General features: G+C 64.5%; 18 protein-coding genes and 3 pseudogenes. 13 read left to right on the plus strand and 8 right to left on the minus strand.

Annotated features, from left to right (window positions below):
* The 8 genes and pseudogenes from ACIBCK_RS10955 to ACIBCK_RS10990 form a co-directional block, all read left to right on the plus strand.
* Nucleotides 1-407 (plus strand): annotated as a pseudogene (locus ACIBCK_RS10955) (SMI1/KNR4 family protein); the annotation flags it as partial.
* Nucleotides 408-587: 180 nt separating this feature from the next.
* On the plus strand, nucleotides 588-986 hold the full coding sequence (locus tag ACIBCK_RS10960; protein WP_399388942.1) for a hypothetical protein: 399 nt from the start codon (nucleotides 588-590) through the stop codon (nucleotides 984-986).
* A gap of 696 nt (nucleotides 987-1,682) precedes the next feature.
* The gene (locus ACIBCK_RS10965) at nucleotides 1,683-2,051 is read left to right on the plus strand and encodes a hypothetical protein (RefSeq protein WP_399388943.1); all 369 of its coding nucleotides are present in this window, start codon (nucleotides 1,683-1,685) and stop codon (nucleotides 2,049-2,051) included.
* Nucleotides 2,044-2,466, plus strand: coding sequence for a DUF6093 family protein (locus ACIBCK_RS10970; protein ID WP_399388945.1), 423 nt, complete (start codon nucleotides 2,044-2,046; stop codon nucleotides 2,464-2,466). Before ACIBCK_RS10965 ends, ACIBCK_RS10970 begins: the two co-directional genes overlap by 8 nt.
* 65 nt (nucleotides 2,467-2,531) lie before the next feature.
* Complete coding sequence (locus ACIBCK_RS10975; protein WP_399388947.1) at nucleotides 2,532-2,864, plus strand: HK97 gp10 family phage protein; 333 nt, start codon at nucleotides 2,532-2,534, stop codon at nucleotides 2,862-2,864.
* 5 nt (nucleotides 2,865-2,869) lie between these two features.
* Nucleotides 2,870-3,100 (plus strand): hypothetical protein, encoded by a 231-nt coding sequence (locus ACIBCK_RS10980; RefSeq protein WP_399388949.1) that lies wholly within the window; start codon nucleotides 2,870-2,872, stop codon nucleotides 3,098-3,100.
* Nucleotides 3,097-3,561 carry a hypothetical protein gene (locus ACIBCK_RS10985; RefSeq protein WP_399388951.1) on the plus strand — a complete coding sequence of 155 codons (465 nt, stop codon included), beginning with the start codon at nucleotides 3,097-3,099 and terminating at the stop codon, nucleotides 3,559-3,561. Before ACIBCK_RS10980 ends, ACIBCK_RS10985 begins: the two co-directional genes overlap by 4 nt.
* Nucleotides 3,548-4,180, plus strand: a complete 633-nt coding sequence (locus ACIBCK_RS10990) for a transposase (protein WP_399388953.1) — start codon at nucleotides 3,548-3,550, stop codon at nucleotides 4,178-4,180. The genes ACIBCK_RS10985 and ACIBCK_RS10990 overlap by 14 nt, the downstream gene beginning before the upstream one ends.
* Here ACIBCK_RS10990 and ACIBCK_RS10995 read toward each other — a convergent pair.
* Genes ACIBCK_RS10995 through ACIBCK_RS11005 form a run of 3 tightly spaced genes read right to left on the minus strand, consistent with a single transcriptional unit; the run spans nucleotide 4,177 to nucleotide 7,595 of the window.
* Nucleotides 4,177-4,929, minus strand: coding sequence for a hypothetical protein (locus tag ACIBCK_RS10995; RefSeq protein WP_399388955.1), 753 nt, complete (start codon nucleotides 4,927-4,929; stop codon nucleotides 4,177-4,179). The genes ACIBCK_RS10990 and ACIBCK_RS10995 overlap by 4 nt on opposite strands.
* A gap of 15 nt (nucleotides 4,930-4,944) precedes the next feature.
* On the minus strand, nucleotides 4,945-5,352 hold the full coding sequence (locus ACIBCK_RS11000; protein ID WP_399388956.1) for a hypothetical protein: 408 nt from the start codon (nucleotides 5,350-5,352) through the stop codon (nucleotides 4,945-4,947).
* Nucleotides 5,353-5,357: 5 nt separating this feature from the next.
* Entirely contained in the window at nucleotides 5,358-7,595 is a 2,238-nt protein-coding gene (locus ACIBCK_RS11005; protein WP_399388958.1) for a glycoside hydrolase domain-containing protein, read from the minus strand.
* 650 nt (nucleotides 7,596-8,245) lie between these two features.
* On the opposite strand from ACIBCK_RS11005, the gene ACIBCK_RS11010 reads away from it, so the two are divergent.
* Nucleotides 8,246-8,818: an IS5 family transposase gene (locus ACIBCK_RS11010; RefSeq protein WP_399388960.1), complete on the plus strand. Its 573-nt coding sequence runs from the start codon at nucleotides 8,246-8,248 to the stop codon at nucleotides 8,816-8,818.
* A 493-nt stretch (nucleotides 8,819-9,311) separates the two neighbouring features.
* Here ACIBCK_RS11010 and ACIBCK_RS11015 read toward each other — a convergent pair whose 3' ends face one another.
* The 3 genes from ACIBCK_RS11015 to ACIBCK_RS11025 all read right to left on the minus strand — a co-directional run bounded on the left by ACIBCK_RS11015 (nucleotide 9,312) and on the right by ACIBCK_RS11025 (nucleotide 10,995).
* Nucleotides 9,312-9,977 (minus strand): peptidase inhibitor family I36 protein, encoded by a 666-nt coding sequence (locus ACIBCK_RS11015; protein WP_399388962.1) that lies wholly within the window; start codon nucleotides 9,975-9,977, stop codon nucleotides 9,312-9,314.
* Between the two features lie 20 nt (nucleotides 9,978-9,997).
* On the minus strand, nucleotides 9,998-10,405 hold the full coding sequence (locus tag ACIBCK_RS11020; protein ID WP_399388964.1) for a hypothetical protein: 408 nt from the start codon (nucleotides 10,403-10,405) through the stop codon (nucleotides 9,998-10,000).
* A gap of 275 nt (nucleotides 10,406-10,680) precedes the next feature.
* The gene (locus ACIBCK_RS11025; RefSeq protein WP_399388966.1) at nucleotides 10,681-10,995 is read right to left on the minus strand and encodes a hypothetical protein; all 315 of its coding nucleotides are present in this window, start codon (nucleotides 10,993-10,995) and stop codon (nucleotides 10,681-10,683) included.
* 718 nt (nucleotides 10,996-11,713) lie between these two features.
* Here ACIBCK_RS11025 and ACIBCK_RS11030 point away from each other — a divergent pair.
* Nucleotides 11,714-12,538, plus strand: a pseudogene (locus tag ACIBCK_RS11030) (IS630 family transposase); the annotation flags it as partial.
* A 53-nt stretch (nucleotides 12,539-12,591) separates the two neighbouring features.
* Here the strand turns inward: ACIBCK_RS11030 and ACIBCK_RS11035 are convergent.
* Together ACIBCK_RS11035 and ACIBCK_RS11040 are read right to left on the minus strand one after the other, a co-directional pair.
* Nucleotides 12,592-12,968, minus strand: a pseudogene (locus ACIBCK_RS11035) (nuclear transport factor 2 family protein).
* An 81-nt stretch (nucleotides 12,969-13,049) separates the two neighbouring features.
* On the minus strand, nucleotides 13,050-14,129 hold the full coding sequence (locus ACIBCK_RS11040) for a hypothetical protein (protein WP_399388967.1): 1,080 nt from the start codon (nucleotides 14,127-14,129) through the stop codon (nucleotides 13,050-13,052).
* A 313-nt stretch (nucleotides 14,130-14,442) separates the two neighbouring features.
* Between ACIBCK_RS11040 and ACIBCK_RS11045 the strand changes: the two genes are divergently transcribed.
* The 3 genes from ACIBCK_RS11045 to ACIBCK_RS11055 are packed head-to-tail and all read left to right on the plus strand — an operon-like array spanning nucleotide 14,443 to nucleotide 15,835.
* Nucleotides 14,443-14,910, plus strand: coding sequence for a hypothetical protein (locus ACIBCK_RS11045; RefSeq protein ID WP_399388968.1), 468 nt, complete (start codon nucleotides 14,443-14,445; stop codon nucleotides 14,908-14,910).
* Nucleotides 14,911-14,915: 5 nt separating this feature from the next.
* Nucleotides 14,916-15,503: a hypothetical protein gene (locus ACIBCK_RS11050; protein WP_399388970.1), complete on the plus strand. Its 588-nt coding sequence runs from the start codon at nucleotides 14,916-14,918 to the stop codon at nucleotides 15,501-15,503.
* Nucleotides 15,449-15,835 carry a hypothetical protein gene (locus ACIBCK_RS11055; RefSeq protein WP_399388972.1) on the plus strand — a complete coding sequence of 129 codons (387 nt, stop codon included), beginning with the start codon at nucleotides 15,449-15,451 and terminating at the stop codon, nucleotides 15,833-15,835. Before ACIBCK_RS11050 ends, ACIBCK_RS11055 begins: the two co-directional genes overlap by 55 nt.
* Nucleotides 15,836-15,844 lie beyond the last annotated feature (9 nt).

A 15,844-nucleotide genomic window follows, 5' to 3' on the forward strand; every position in this document is an offset into this window, starting at 1 on the left:
TCGCCGCCTCACGGCACGGCCGTGCCGTGGTGGTCTGGGCCTCGTCCGACGAGTTCGGCAGAGGCGCTCTGTTCCACCTCTCTGTGGCCGAGTACGGCACAGAACGTTACGGGTTCACGGTCCTGGGCGAACGGTGCGACCGCTCCGGAGAGATTCCGCAGAACCTGGACCCGGACCGGCTCTTCCCCGAGGCTCGAAGCGGTAGCCAGAACCGGGAACTGCCGGGTGAGGCTGCCGCCCTGACGGCGATCGCCACGACGTTCGGTGCCACACTGCCCCGATTCGCCCTCGACCACGGTCGGCTACACACCTTTGCCACCCGCTCCTGGACGCGCCCGCCGGGACCCGGCGAGACGTACACAGTCATCACCTTTGGCCCACCTCGACCAAATGCCTCAGACGCGTGAACTCCCTTCTACTGCCCGGCAATTCCCTGAGATTCAAAGAGCGAATCGCTGCGCGACCCTCGATGCCGCTAACCGCTGCCACGCCTGCTCGGAACCTATATCCGCGTTTCAAAGTCGGGGCTACCGTTGGCGTGAAGCCTCTGCGGTCTGCGGAGGCGGGCAGAGGGGGGCGACGAGTCCATGAGGAACTGGCTGTACATCCTGGACCCGAAGAAGGAGCAGATGGACGGTGGCCCTTCGACACCAGGCCACGTGCTGGCGCTCGCCCAAGCTGAGCCCCGGCGGGACTGGTGGCTGTCCAGGCACCGCTACATGCAGCACGGAGACCGCATCTGGATCTACTTCGCCACCCCTGAGAAGAAGGTCGCTGCGATGGGCTGCGTCGAGGGCGAGCCCTATGGGGTGACCTGGGACGCCAAGTACCCGTGGAGATTTCCCGCGACGCTGCACGAGCGGGCAACGCGCGCATTGCACAACTCCCCTGTGGAACTCGTAGAACTGACCAACCAGCACCCACAGGGCATCACCCTCGTCAAGAGCCAGGATCTTCCACTGTTGTTGGAGCGTGCGGGACTGTAACGACGACACCTCGGTGGCGTTCGCGAGGTGCGCATCCTACGTCTAGCGAACGCTAGGAAAAGGGCATCATGCCAACGCGTATCAAGTTCAACTTCGCCGACGACGCCACTTAGTTCGCCACAAAGCACAGGTCCGACGACGTGGCCCGCGTCCAGTACGACGCCCTCTGTGAGGATCGGACCGCCTCGGCGCCCACAGCGACATAGTTCATGGATCTGCTGTGAGACATCGCGCACATCAGCCATCTCATCCAGCACCTGGAAGGCTGGCGTGAGTTGGCAATGATCAAGGCGGATGAGACCAGCGAGGACGCCGACCGATCCGCGCTGGACATCGCAGCGAGCATGCCCCCCTCTCGGGTCTACCGAATCTTGGAGCGGAACGGCCGCCCGAGAAAGCGGCAGTAGGGCACGCAGTCCGGCTGTCTGGAGAACGCCGTGCTGGACGAGGGTGACATCTGGACCCCCTCGCATGCTGTTGAGGTGCTGGAGACACTGAGGCACCACATCGACGAGAAGCAAGCGGTGCAAGCTGCTTCGCAACCTCGCCCACGAGGAAGTACTAGTGAAGGAAGAAGGCCGTTCCGTCGCGCCCGCTACCGCAAGGCTGGCGAGTAACTACGAGTTCGTGCCCAACGGGCATCAGCTCCGTCGCCGACCCGTAACCGTTGAGCTTCGCGCACCTAGGGTCGGCTTCATGAGCACGTACCTGGACCCCCGCCGCGTTCGGATCGCTGCCCGCCCAGAGGAACCCGCGGTCATCGAGATCGACGGGCACGATGTCGCCTCCGCGGTGGAGGCGTATCGGATCACGCAGACCGTCGACGAAGGGCCCGAGGTCACCCTGTACGTTCAGCACGGCTGGCGTGGCGTCGAGTTCGACGGCCTGGCCGAGGTGGTTGTGGAGCCCGCCGATGTTCGTCATGTCGTGGTCGGTTTCCTTGATGCGGTGGACTGGCAGAGGCTCGATGAGGCTGTTCTCGACCGGGATGACCTGGATGGGCGACCGGGTGAGCTGACCCGCGGGATGCTGACGCAGCTGAGGGAGTGGGCTGCGAGTGCTTGACCAGTCCGGGCTCGTCCGGTTTGCGGAGCGCCATCTGATGCCGGACACAGTGCAGGTCACCCGAAGCAGTGGCGAGGACATGCTCGATCCGGGGACCGGTGACCTTGTACCGGCACCACCGATGATCGTGTACGAGGACAATGCGGGGCTCTACGCGCACCAGGAGCGGATCCGCAGCAAGGGCTCGGGGCAGGACGGCGCGTATGTCCAGGAGGTGCGTGCCGGCTACCGGCTGCTGCTGCCTCTTGCGGCGCCGGAGGTACGGGAGAACGACACCGTTCTGATCGTTGAAGCCCGCGACGAGCAGGCCGTCGGCCGTACGTACCGGGTGTCGGCGTTGGGTGAAGTCTCGTCGTTCCCGGTGCTGCGCACCGTGTGGCTGGAGGAGCACAACCGAACGCTGGTGGCGCTGTGAGCGGCGGGACATTTCGCAATCCGTCGCAGCTGGCAGCAGCGTGGAGCCGTGGTGGGAAGGCGGCGGTGTCCGCGGCTGAGATCGCGATGCGGCACGGCGCGAAGGCGCTGGTGGTGCAGGTGCAGCACAATACTTCCGGCCGCCCGGGCCCACGGGCGATCACCGGAAAGTACCGGGCGTCGTGGCAGTCCGACGTACACCGGGCCGGGCCCGTAATCGTGGGCGAGGTCGGCACGAACGCTCCGCAGGCCAGGCGGCTGGAGTTCGGGTTCGTCGGCGTCGACAGCCTCGGCCGCAACTACAACCAGCCCCCGTTCCCCCACTTGGGCCCGGCCGTCAGCGGCTTTGGCTCGCTCCTTGTCCGGGAGTTGCGCAGCGCGGTGTCGAGATCGCTGTGAGCGACATGAGTAACAGTCTCGAGGACGCGTTGGCCAGCGTGCTCGCGGAACACGAGCGGGGTCTCCTCGCCCGCGCGGTCGTCGTCGCCGAGGTCCTCGACAAGGAAGATGAGCGGAGCCTGTCGATCTCGACGGCGCCCGGAGTGATGGAGTGGGATGCGCTCGGGTTGTGCCGGTACGGGGTGCTGAGCGCCGAAGGGCCCGCGGCCGCGAACTTCGCTGGAGGTGACATGTGATCGGCAGGTCTCGAGTCACCGAAGCCGTGCGTGTCATGGTAGCTACGGCCACAGGCAAGCCATGTGGTCGTGGCCGTCTGCCGCTGGTTGGCGGAAGGCCGGCACTGCTGCCGTACACCGTGCTGTACGCGCAAGGAGGCCCGATTGATGGTGCTCCGTTCGCGGACAGGTCGGAGGACGGGCGGCTTGTCTATCAGGTGACGGTCGTCGCGGCGCGCACCGATCAGGGCGAGTGGCTCGCGGATCGCGTCCGTGATGCCTTCCTGGAACGCACGGCCGCGGGTGACTGGCAGCATCCGATTCAGGTTCCGGGCGTCGATGTGTGGGCGCGGGAGCTGCTGGTCGACGACGGTGTGGATCCAGCCAGTACGGAGGATGGCGTGGTGACGGCGGTGCAGCGGTACGAGCTTTCGGCTACGGACTGCGGGGGCTTGACGAGCGCCCCCTGTGTCCGGGCCTGACAGGTTGGTACCATCGGCCTCTACACCCGCCCGACGACGCGACGGTGATCTGCGCCGAAGAGCTGGGGCCGGTGATCTCCCGGACCTTCCCGCCCGCCCCGCCTGGTCACCCGACGGACGCCGGATCAAAGCCGAGCTCGACTACAGCCGCGGGCCCGAGAAAACCTGTGTCTACGGGGCTTTACGCGTCCGGGACGGCCAGCAGATCACCATGACCGCTTCCTCCCGCAACAGCGTCTTCTACCAGCGGTTTCTGCAACAGGTAGAGGACGCCAACCCGGACGGCGAGATCTGGCTTGTCACCGACAACCTGTCCTCCCACAACAGCCTGTCCACCCAGACCTGGTTGGAGGACCACCCCCGCATCCATCATGCGTTCATCCCGGTCGGTGCGTGCTGGCTGATCCTGCAGGAAGGCTGGTGGCGCATCTTCCGCAAAGCCGCCCTCGCCGGTCGGTCGCTCGCCAACCCTGCTCACATCGGCCAGGCCACGGCCCTCGCTCGCAACCGACCAACTCAACCCCCGCGAATGTCCATGGGTTTGGGGCCGAGCCGCACCACCAACTCGCTCTCTACGACGCCGCTACGTGTACCTCCTTTGAGGAACCCAGCCTATTAGGACTGCTGGCGGGCCAACCGTTGGGCAGCACGCCTGCGCTGTGGCTGGAGCGGATCGCTGATCGCCCCGGCGCCTTGGCCCGGTGCTTGCGCCCACCCACGAAACTTGGCTGCTACCTGAGGCAAGCGGGCATCACCCGGGTCGACATCAATGTAGAAGAGTGCCTCGTCGGGGTGCCTATCATCGCCACCCCAGCGCACCGTGCCGCCGCAGTCGGCGAGGATGTCCCGGACCACGACCAGGTCTTGGGGAAAGTGCCCACCCCGGCTGCCCGACGGGTAGAAGCGGGGCCGGATTTGAACCCCGGTTCCTGAGGCCTGGTTGGACTCCGCCAGGTTCTTGCGCAGCTGGTCCGGGCTGCGCCAGCCGACGACGTCACCACGTCTGAGTTCGTCGATCTCGTAGTGAAAGCGGCGGACGATGTGCACGAGGACGATCGCTACGTCACCGATGCGCATGGTCACATCATCGAGGGGAGAGCCGGGTATGGGTCGGGTCCAGATGGTGCCGCCGTCGTTCGTGACCTTTTCCATGCCCCATCCGTTCTTGGACGGCTTACCGGTGAACACCCGATCGTGTTCGGCTTTGTGGCGGCGCAAGGCGGCCCCGGTGTCGGTAGGGTCAGGCGCGGGAGCGGCGAAGGCTTGGGGCGACAGGACTGCGCTTCCGGTGACGGTGGCCAGGGTGGTGCCGCCGACGATGGCTGCTGCCTGCTGTAAGGCAGCACGACGCGATATCTGATCAGGCATGTTTGCGACTTTCTGTCAGTACCGAGGAATATCGGCATACAGGGATGGGTCGATGGTGAAGACGACTGCCGGCGCGATCAGCGCGACGAACGCAATGAGGGCGTACGAGGGCCGGTAGACGTTGATCGCCCGAGTTACCAAGTAGTTGATGAAGCCGCACATCAGGAGGTATGGGGTGGTGAGGAGTACCAGTGCCGCGATGATCGGCCCTATGCCGTCATCCGTGTCCGTCGGGGATGGCGCGGGTGCCCACCCATATCCGGGGAACACCCAGACTTCGAGCAAGCGCCAGGGCACATCCACGATGCTGTTGCCGATATAGCCGAGGAGCAAGTTGGCGGCCGCAGGCAGCGTGATGGTGACTGTTACACGGGCCCACTTGGCACCGAGCTCGATCAGATAGGTGTCCTCGTTGCGTTCCATACCAGTCAGAGGCTATCGCCCCGGGAGATGGCGTTGTACCTCTCGAACGTTCCGTACACCTTGAGCCTCTTCGCTGCCTCGGTCTCGGCGTTTGCGGTGTCGCCCTGGTAGTACTTGAGCAGGTCGAACAGTTCTTCAGGTGTGGTGGTCAGACTTGGGCGCGGGGCGCCGTACTTGACCGCATGATAACGGTGCACGTAGGGCACCTGGCGGATGTTGAACTCCGGTTCCCCGTTTAGCTTCTGCCATATCGTCCACACGTCGTCGTCGCTACTGGGGTCCCTGGTCGAACCGCCAAGGATCCCGTCCGTGATTGCCTGGTTGCGGGCGTTGATGGCGGTGACGGCGAAGATCTGGCCTGGGCCGGTGCTGGCGTCCCGCTTGATGAACGCGTCCGCCACGGGAGGAACTGTCTGTACGCCTGAGTGGTAGACACGGACGCCGAGGTCACCCAGGTAGTCGAGTGATGTGTCGTAGTGGCGGGTTTCCCAGAACACCGGGACCTGGATTAGGGATTTGCGGATCTTCAGCGTGCGCGCCATCCCCGTGATCAGGGCGTCGTTGTGGAGCACAAGGTCGAGGCTTTGCTTCGTCGACCATTTGGTGTTCGCCGACGTTTCCCCGATCGGCGGGTCGAGGTTCTGCATCGTCTGACGGATTTCGGTTAGGAGTGCCCCGTGTGCTTCAGCCGGAAGGTCGGTGTCGAGGTGTGTCCCGGAGGGGATCGGGTCAAAGCTGTTCTCTCCGGTATCGCGCCCGGAAGCGATGTTGTGGTCGATTTCGATCGCACCATCACCGGAGCCGATGGTGCGGGTAACTATCTGGTCGTAGGCCCAGTTGGTGGGCATGGGGTATCCGAGATTGCCGGAATATCCTGACGACATGTCGGACACGAAGCTAGCTCCCGTATACCCGGCAGTTGCGACGCGGGCGCACACGTTGCGGGTCCCGTATACGCCGACGCGATACGGGTCATCGAGGTTGGTGATCTCGTGGGCGATGGCCCGGAAGTATGGGATGACGTTCGAGGTGACCTCGCCGTCCATGGTGTCGTAATCAACGGCAAAGAAGATCCGCGCGCCGCGCTTGAACCCGTGCTTCGATGCCTGGGTCACAGCCAGTCTGGCGTCGGCGACGCCCTGGCCGGCGTTGAAGTAACTCGCAGAATCTGCAAAGGTCTGGAAGATGGGGAAGCAGCGTAAGCCGTGGTCAGCGATGGTCTTCAGCTCGCCCGGCTGGATCTCCTTGTGCTTGAGGTCCCCACTGGGGGTCGGGTCCGGGTTGTACAGATAACGCCCCACGTACTCGATGCCTGCTGCCTTCAGCGTCTCGGCTCGTGCCGGGGTCACCTTCGTGACGCCGTCGCAGGCTGCACCCCTGCGATCCTGATCACCATAGGAGACCAGCAGTGAGGCCCAGGTCTGGAAGTCGCCAAGTCCGGTGACTGGCAGTTTCACGAACTTCTGGAAATCACGTACAGAGTCGGCCAGGCTGGCGGTGAAGGTTCCGTCGAAGCCCACTCCGCTGCGCTGATTGAATACCATGGAAGCGGAGAACAGCAGGACCCAGGTGCCCTTGGAGCTGATGGACAGGGTGTGGTTCTTGAGGCCGGCCCGAGTGCCGGGGCCGAAATTCCCGTTGGCCACGTCGTCGGACATGCCGATCTCATACTGCACCGCGTACATCGTGGACTTGGCCACATCCCGTGAGTAGTGGCCGTCACAAGGGATGATGTAGAAGTTGCGGCGGTGTACATAGCGCCCGTTGAGCCACTGCTGAATCTCTCGGATGCTGTCGGACCCGCCGTCGACGGTGACGTAAGCGTCCATGTTCAACAGGCCCTTGAAAACCTTCGGCACCAGGTCGGATCCGGGGTAGACGGTATCGACCCCCATGTTTGCCTTCAGCTTGCTGACCGAGGAGGCAACGCGATCGCTGTACTTGCCGTCAATGCCGCCGCCGTCGTAGCCCTTGGCGTAGAGCGCGGCCTGGATGAGCCGTATGAAGTCTGCAGACGGCGCAGTGGATGCGTTGATCTTCGGATGCTTTGACTGGAGGGTAGAAAGGGTGGTGGTACCGAAGGCATCAGACAGGGGCGCAATTCCTAGCTCCCACTGCAGCGCACGGGTGAGCGCATACATGAGGGGCCACGCAGTCCGCCCGTTCTCTTCAACCTGCATGCCGACCCTGCCGCCGTAGACGGAGTTCACGAACTTCTGGGCTTTGAGGACCATTTCATCCATCGGAGGAGCCTTCTCCTTCAAGGTCGTATGGGTGGCGGCAGTCAGAATTCCAGGCCGCGCAGCTCTCCCCTCTGGTGCCGGGGCATCAACTGCGGAACCATGCGGCGGAACACGCTGTCGTCGGTGCATGGCGAGAAAACGCTCCTGCCCTCTGCAGCCGGAGCGGAGAGTGTGTGGATAGCAGCGGACCTTCCATCTGTACTGCTTCCGTGGCGAGTAGAGATGGATCCAGTGGTCATGCCCCTGCAGGTTGGCCCGACCCCCACCTGACGCCACGAAGTCCACCTTGGTTTCCCAGGCTGAGCGAAGGCACCAATCGGACACGAGCAGGGCGGGAATCTTGGATGTGCTTCGTTTGATGAGACGGATGCGTCGTCGATCCCAGCGCCGCCGGTTCGAACCTAGGGCTTGTCCCGCAAGCTCAGGGGACCGGGATCCCCTGAGCTTGCGGGACAAGCCCTACTGGCTCTATCAAAAGCGGTTGATCATGTGACTGTGGGCTTGTTGGCTCGGTGGTGTGAGTATCGGGAACCGTCAGACGCGACCGTAGATCGTGTCTGACGAACTGTGGTCGCTCATCGAGCCGTTACTGCCCAAGCCCGCTCCGAAGCAGTCGAGGGCAGACCGCGGGTGCCGGGCCAGCAAGCCCTGTGCGGGTCCTGTTTGTCCCGCATACTGGCATCCAATGGGAGTACCTACCCCAGGAGTTGGGACTTGCCTCGGGCATGACGTGCTGGCGGCGGCTGGCCGCCTGGAACGAGGCAGGCGCGTGGGACCGGCTGCACGCAGTGCTGCTCGAAGGGCTGCGGTCGAGGAACCAGCTGGACTGGTCGCGGACAGTGATCGACTCCTCCCGCGTCCGGGCCGCTCGCAGGGGCCCAAAAGCGGGCCCAGCCCGGTCGACCGCTCCCGGCCGGGCAGTAAGCACCCGTGTGCTCACCGACGGGCAGCGCATCCCGCTCGCCGTCTCGCTGACCGGCGGAAACCGCAACGACGTCACCCAGCTGCTGTCGTTGCTCGACAAGGTCCCTTCCGTCGCCGGCGTCGTCGGCAGACCACGGCGGAAACCCGACGCACTCCTGGCGGACCGGGGCTACGACCACGACGAATGCCGACGCCTGCTCTGGCAAGGCGGGATCCGACCGGTCATCGCGGAGCGGGGCCAGCCACACGGTAGCGGCCCGGGCATCTTCCGCTATGTCGTCGAGCACACGATCTCCTGACTACACGGCTGCCGCCGCTTACGGATCCGCTGGGAACGACGCGACGACATCCACGAAGCATGCCTCGGCCTTGCCCCCTGTCGGATTCCCCACCGCCACGTTCAACGGCTTTGTTAGGGCCAGTTAGCCGACAGGCGGTGTCGGCTAACTGGCCCACCCAGTCAATCGTTCCCGCTATCGCCTGCCACGGGACCGGCCTTGAGACCTACAGGTGGGTGGCTGAGCTCAGCTTCACCTAGCTTCACGGCTTCAAACGCCTACACATCCGCTGGGGGCGACGAACCGATATGCACGAAGCATTCCTGCGCCTCTGGGTTGTCCCGGTGCCGCGCTGGCCAGAGGGCAACCCTTAGAACTTTTGCAGAACGGTGAACTCGCTCAGATCCGGCTACCTGAGACAAGGTCAACTTCCCTATCGTGCTCCCATTTCCACTAGCCTGGGAGACGCTGTGAAACGGTCACCGGAGATCATTTCTCCGTGCTGCAACAACTTTTAGTTGCGGCGGACATCGAAGATGTCAGTCTTGTCGTTCCAGTTGCCACCGTTGGGATATCCCAGGCTCGAGAGGTGGGGGACATTGGCCGGAGCGCCAATCCGCCTGACTCGGTCGTTGACCGGCCACGATCGCTTGTCGATGATCCTGGCGTCACCGTAGTTGATGTGCCATCGGTTGACCCAGTAGTAGACCGAGCTCAGCTTGTCGCGGCAGCCGTAGTTGGCGAGGTTCTTCCCGCCGTCGGCGGAGAATCGGAGAATTCTGCCTTTGTGCTTGGCGTCCATATAGAGGCACCAGTAGTCGGCGACGCACCGGCTGGGGCGTGCCGCTGAGGCGTCGTCGTTGGCGCCTTCGATGGTCGCTTTGCGTGTCTCGGCGGGCAGTTCGGGATCGGTCAGTACTTCTTCGTCCGAGTCGTAGCAGTGGACCTCTCCGCTGGGCATCTCGGTGCAGCTGGTTGCGCCCTCCCATGACTCGGCGAGGTTGATCTTCCGGCCGTTGTACTCGGCGATCACCGGGTCCACCGGGATTTCCACCGGCGGCTCTTCCTCGGGCGTCTCAGTCGGGGCAGTGGAAGAGGGTTCTGGGGTGGGCTCGTCGGCGTGGACGGCAGGGCTGCCGGCGAACAGAAAGGCGCCGACGGTAGCGGTGGCGAGGACCATGGCGGTCAGGGGTCTGCGTATCACGGGTTTTTCTCCGGTGTCGTGTCATAGGTGTGCAGCCGGGCTCCGTCCGGGCCGTACACATTGAGTACGTAGCCTTGGTCGAGACGGACGCCTTCCCCAGCTAGGAAGGACGCCAAGTTGGTGGCGAAGTCGTCGAACTGCGTGTAGCCGCTCTTCTTCTGGGTCCATACGGTGAGGATCGGGAGACCGCTCTTGTTCTTCGTCTGGCGGATGCCGACTACGTCACGGCCCCCACCGGCCGCGTGGTAGCGGTTGGCGAGATCAGTGGCCTGCGGGGAGGGTGACTCGCTGATGGTCTGGGGACCGGACGGGCCCGTGCTGTCCTTGTGCGGGCCTGCGTCGTCTGTACAGCCTGCGGTGAGGAGGGCTACGACGACGAGAAGTACGGGGAGGAGTCGTTTCATCGTGTCAGTGTCGCGCCCCTGCGACGCTGAGACGGCAGCGAGGGGTCGACGATGACCCTGGCACCCTCGCCGGGAGTGGGTTCCAGGCCTTGTTGATGAACTGCTGGGCACGTTTAACCATCTCGTCCGCCATGGGTCCTCCTCAATCGTCGGTTGGTCAAAAAAGGGGGGCCCGCAGCCCCGTATGGGGGGCGCAGCGGCTGGGGAAGGGTCAATGGACGAGCGAAGAGCTAGTCCGCTGCCACGTGGTTGGGCCCTTGCCGTCGCCTTCGTTGTCATAGGTGGCCGGCAGCACTGGCTCGGTCTTTGTTGAACTGTTCAGTGAAGTCATAGGTCTTCGACACGACCACGGTGTCCGTACTCGTCGCGGTGGTGCGCATCTCGGCGCGCGTGGTGACCTTGAAGCTGGCGAAACGCTCGGACTTGCCCACTACCTTGGTCGACCAAGATCTGTCAGTGCACACCTTGGCGCGGGCCTGAAACTCGATGCCGTTGACGGCTCCGCCGCACACGTCGACGGCGACGAGCGTGTCCGGCCTCGCACCGGGCAGTTCACGTTCACGAAAGTTGGTGTCGGTCGAGGCGCACAACTTGCCAATTGCGCCCAGAGCTTGCGCCGGAAGGGCGGGGGCTATGAAGCCAGCAGCCCTCGCGGCCGAGGTTGCGAGGGCACAAAGACCCTACATGCAGGGGGCCGTTGTGCGAGCAGATTTACTCAAGTAGGGCATCGCTTTCTGAATGTGAGAGTGAGCTACGCCGTCGGCTCGAATTCGTTGCAGCAGCGGCGCCCTAGGGGCTGCGCGTCAAGGCCTGGAAAATACCAAGGGCCACGCACAGAGTTCGGCCAACATCGCTACAGCCCATGTCTCCCCCGATGGGCTTCAGGGGCGATACAGCGAGACGCGTTGTCGCGTGAACATGCATTCAGGCTGAGTGTGCTGCATCAGTAATCCTCCTGGCCGCCCCGTGAGTGCGCATGCCGCCGGATTGGTCTGGACCGGCGAGCGCGATAGTCAATATAGGCACACCAGGCACAGGCCGTACACCGTCGGGCAAACGCTTGGCTGAAAGCCCAGGCCGAGGCGGAGGAACCGGACGGCGCCACAGATGGAGCGAGAGACCTGCAACTTTCCTGTGCCCAAAGCGTGAAAGCGGACTCTGGGAAGAACCTCTTCCGATGGGTGAAGGTCGGCTCAATTCGTATGCCCCCAACTTCCCGCGGATGTGAGACCTGGACGTACAACCTCTAGGGGGCCGGGAGGGACAGGCGGCTCCCCTCTGACGGAAAGGTGGCCTCCTGTCGCACACCGTTCCCGCCTACTCGGTCGTGACAACGAGGACTTCGTCATCCGGACGGCCACCACTCGCCCCAGCAAGCTCGGCCAGCCCTTCACCCGCTGGTCGATCCGCAAATTCGCCGCCTACCTGCGGAAAGTGCACGGACGTGTTATCCGCATCGACCGTGAAGCCTTACGGTGCCGGCTCCGGCGCCGCGGCATCACCTTCCAGCGCACCAAGACCTGGAAGGAGTCACCCGACTCTCATCGCGATACCAAGCTCGACCGGATCGAGCAGGTGCTGGACCGCTTCCCGGACCGGGTCTTCGCCTTCGACGAGTTCGGGCCCCTGGGGACCCGGTCCATCTCAGGCTCCTTCTGGGCGAAGCAGGGTAAGCCCAACCGGATGCCAGCGACCTACCGCCGCACCCACGGCGTCACCTATTTCCACGGCTGCTGCTCCGGGGGCGACGACCGCCTGTGGGGCGTCAACCGCCGCCGCAAGGGCACCGCCAACACTCTGGCCGCGCTCAAGTCGATCCGCGCCGCCCGACCCGACGGCGCCCCGATCTACGTCATCCTGGACTACCTCTCCTCCCACACCGGCGCGGGCATCCGCCACTGGGCGAAGAAGAACAAGGTCGAGCTGTGCTTCACCCCGACCTACGCTTCCTGGGCCAACTCCCACCACCGCAGCCACCCCGCGCAAACCCAGGCACTGCACCGCAACCTGCGCTGGCGCAGCACCAACGCCCGCCACCCCGACGTACTTGCCGCCCAACGCAAGGAACGTGCCCGCATCCGCAGCGAAACGGGCATCCGCTGGGGCGGACGCCTCCAACTGCGAACCGCAGCCCCCGAGCGCCGAAGGGGGCAAGTTCAGGAGAGGGACAGCGACAGAAGGACGACTCAGGGGGCGGACGCCTCGATCTTCCCCGCGAAGACGCTGACCTGGTCGATGAGGCTCCGCCGCAGATGGACAACGTCCGTTCCCGCCAGGCGGGGGCCTCCATCCGGCGTGGTGAAGACCCACTGGTACCTGGCTCACTCATCAGGCATGCCCACCGCTGAGCAGCGCACCATCGTGCCGGTCCCCACTGGGTGGCGCCGGACGTCCAGCACGAACCGCTCGACCGCCGCGATTCCTTCGCTGCGGCCCAACGGCCCCCAGAAGACCACGTCCGAGGTCAGGCCTGGGAGAGCAGGGCAGTCACGTAGCTGTCGTCCGAGGCGTTGAACGCGGAGATGGACATGTCGATCGCGGAGCGTGCAGTCTCTTCCTGCATGCCCCAGTAATACCAGCCGTTTCGCGTGCGCTCGTCCCGTGAGCCGCCTTCCGATCACGGTGAATCCTCCCGGTCACAGCACTAGTCCTTCGGGTGTTGCAGCCGAAGCCAGTCGAGGAACCCGACCAGGGGCGACGTGTCCAGGGGGTCGGGGTCAAAGTGCATGATGTCGTTTCGGATCTGCCGTACTTCGTCGAGGGCCTTCACAAAGATCTTGCGATCGGCTTGCCATCCGAGCCGCTCCCACATCTCCCTGGATCCCAGGAGCGATTGGTACTCGCTGATCGTCAAGTCTGCGGCGGTCTCCGCTGGGTCACGACCTTCTCCCTGAACCGCGGCACGCAGCTCTTCTTGAGTGAAGGACCCGTCGGCGATCTTCCTGTCGATGATCTTGCGCAAACGTCGCTCGATCTCTGCGATCAGCAGGAACGGGCGCGTCAGCGTGTCGAACGTCCGGCTCAGATCGGCCGTCGTGACGACTCCGGTGAGCATGTTCTTGCGGTCGCGGACGAACACGAAGCCTGACTCGACGACCTGCGGGATGACGCTGAGCAGGTCATCCTCTGCTTGGACTTCTTTCGCAGGCACGATCGCGTCCCTGAGCGTGGCGTGAGGATTCACGAACTGGGCGCGGGCGATGGACCGCCAGCTGACCGCTCCTTCGAGGACTCTCGCGGTTCCGACAGGCAGCTGGTCAAGGTTGGATGCAAGCATCATCGAGCCGGCGGTGGCAAGGGAAGCGTCTCGACTCAGGCTGGGGATCGTCGGTGTACCGGAGGTGTTGTCCGGGTCCGCGCCTGCTGCCCATATCTTCGCGGATCCGAGGCTTCCGATCTTGATGCCGACTGGCTCGCCAGGATGGGCATCTGCTTGTGGCAGTCTCGTGATCTGCACTGATTCCCACGAGTTTTGGGCATCAAGATCGGGTGTGGTCTGCAGCCCCTCCGCTGCGAGATCAGCCACGATCCTGGGGACGATGCGGTGTCGACGTCGCTTGGCGTTCCAGAACGCGAGTAGGTCCGAGATGGGTATCTCCAGCGGATTTGGACTGCTTGCCCGCTTCTTGGCCTCCACGAGGAAGTCGTCGTAGCTCGAGCCTGCCCCGGCCCCTCCCTCCTTGGGCTCGGCCTGGTCTGCCGCTTGCTCTTCGTCGTGCGCCATTTCGTGTGCGCCCCCTCCACCGTGTGTCCTTCGGCATCGTAGGGATCGCGGTGCCGGGCTGCAGCGCCTTCGAGGTGATCAGCGACTCTGCGGCCGACGACAGTAAGGTGATCCACGTGCACCGCTCAGCCGTTCTTATCTGAGTGCGCCCGCATCCTCACCGCGGAGGCCCCCGCGCGGACGCCCAGCCATCCCGTGGCTTGGGCCGGTTCCCCGACAGGACGTCGAGGGACGGGGCCCTCCCGAGATGTGTGGCTGCCGTCCCGGAATCGGACAGCAGACCTTGCAGGTAAAGAAGTTCTCTCGGCGCGGAGTGACCCGCGTCCTGTGGCTCAAGAGCGTTACCGACACCGGCCACGTCCCTACCCGCGCCGAGCTCACGGCCGGCACCAACCTGACCGACGCGATCGCGGCGATCGACGGCTGGACGCTGTCGAATCAGGCCATCGAAACCCCCGACCTCGGCTCGACGTTCGAGTCGAAGATCCCCGGCACTGACCAGGCCGACGACTCGTCCCTCGGGTTCTACGAGGACAAGGTGTCCGACGAGATCGAGCAGCTGCTCAAGAAGGACGACACCGGCTGGGTCGTCTTCCTCCGCAAGGGCGACGTGGCGGGCTCGCGGTCCATGGACGTGTTCCCTGTGCGGATCGGTTCGCGGTCGCCGAACTATTCGACGGACAACGAGGCCGCCAAGTTCACGGTGAACTTCTCGATCACGGAGAAGCCGACGCAGGACGCCGCCGTGCCGGCCGCGGTGCCGCCGAAGGTCGAGAAGTGATGCCGGTGTCCACGGAGAGCAAGACCACTCCTGCTCCGCCGGCCAAGGCTGTTGCCCGTGATGCGCATTGGTCGAGCAAGCTGGCCCGGCTACGTGCCCGCCAGCTGCCTGAGTACACGCTGGTGATCTGTGACGACCAGGACGCGAAGCAGCACCTGGACGAGACGCTGCGAGACCTTGCCCGTTGCCGGATGGCGGACGCGGAGAACGGCCGGGCGCACAGTGACGCGACTGCGAAGGCGGAGGAGGAGGTCGAGAATGCGCAGGAGTTCTTCGACAACCTCTCGATCGAGCTGACGTTCAAGGCGCTGCCGCGGCCGATCCTGGACGGGCTGATCAAGAGGTTCCCTCCGACCGAGGCGCAGGCCGAGGACGGGGACGCATGGAACCCGGAGACGTTCCCCGCGGCCCTGGTCGCCGCCGCGCACATCGAGCGGGACGACGAGCGCAACACCGTGGAGGGCATGAGCGAAGTCGACGCGCAGGGTCTGCTCGATTCCTGGCCGGTGGCGGAGTCGAACGCACTGTTCGCGGCGGCGTGGCAGGCACAGCAGATCGTCCGTACGTCGACGGTGGAGCTGGGAAAAGGCTGATCACGGACGTACAGCTCCGCACCGAGTTGGAGCTGTGCGACCGATGGGGTATCCCGCATTCGCAGTTCCTCGGTGCAGGTGATGGCCGTTGGACGGAGCTGGACCGGGCGAAGGCCCTGTCGTTCGTGGCGTATCAGCGGACGATGTGTGATCAGTGCGGAACACGGTCGGCTGAGTGGGACGAGCAGCAGGGTGGTGACCGGTTCGCGTACGTCACCACGAGTGTGCGGTGCACCGGCTGTGAGCTGATCGCACACGAGCAGGACCAGGTGCCCGACGGTCCGGACGGATACGGGGTGCGCATCGGTCTGGTGCCGCGCGCCGCGCAGTAGCGGGTGGTT

The sequence above is a fragment of the Streptomyces sp. NPDC051218 genome, assembly GCF_044455475.1.
GTDB lineage: Bacteria > Actinomycetota > Actinomycetes > Streptomycetales > Streptomycetaceae > Streptomyces.

Excerpts from the sequence above, each read along its gene's own strand:
- ACIBCK_RS10980 (WP_399388949.1), top strand. The coding sequence starts at position 2,870 with ATGAGTAACAGTCTCGAGGACGCGTTGGCCAGCGTGCTCGCGGAACAC.
- ACIBCK_RS11000 (WP_399388956.1), bottom strand. The coding sequence starts at position 5,352 with ATGGAACGCAACGAGGACACCTATCTGATCGAGCTCGGTGCCAAGTGG.
- ACIBCK_RS11015 (WP_399388962.1), bottom strand. The coding sequence starts at position 9,977 with ATGGTCCTCGCCACCGCTACCGTCGGCGCCTTTCTGTTCGCCGGCAGC.
- ACIBCK_RS10965 (WP_399388943.1), top strand. The coding sequence starts at position 1,683 with ATGAGCACGTACCTGGACCCCCGCCGCGTTCGGATCGCTGCCCGCCCA.
- ACIBCK_RS10960 (WP_399388942.1), top strand. The coding sequence starts at position 588 with ATGAGGAACTGGCTGTACATCCTGGACCCGAAGAAGGAGCAGATGGAC.
- ACIBCK_RS11040 (WP_399388967.1), bottom strand. The coding sequence starts at position 14,129 with ATGGCGCACGACGAAGAGCAAGCGGCAGACCAGGCCGAGCCCAAGGAG.
- ACIBCK_RS10995 (WP_399388955.1), bottom strand. The coding sequence starts at position 4,929 with ATGCCTGATCAGATATCGCGTCGTGCTGCCTTACAGCAGGCAGCAGCC.
- ACIBCK_RS11020 (WP_399388964.1), bottom strand. The coding sequence starts at position 10,405 with ATGAAACGACTCCTCCCCGTACTTCTCGTCGTCGTAGCCCTCCTCACC.
- ACIBCK_RS11005 (WP_399388958.1), bottom strand. The coding sequence starts at position 7,595 with ATGGATGAAATGGTCCTCAAAGCCCAGAAGTTCGTGAACTCCGTCTAC.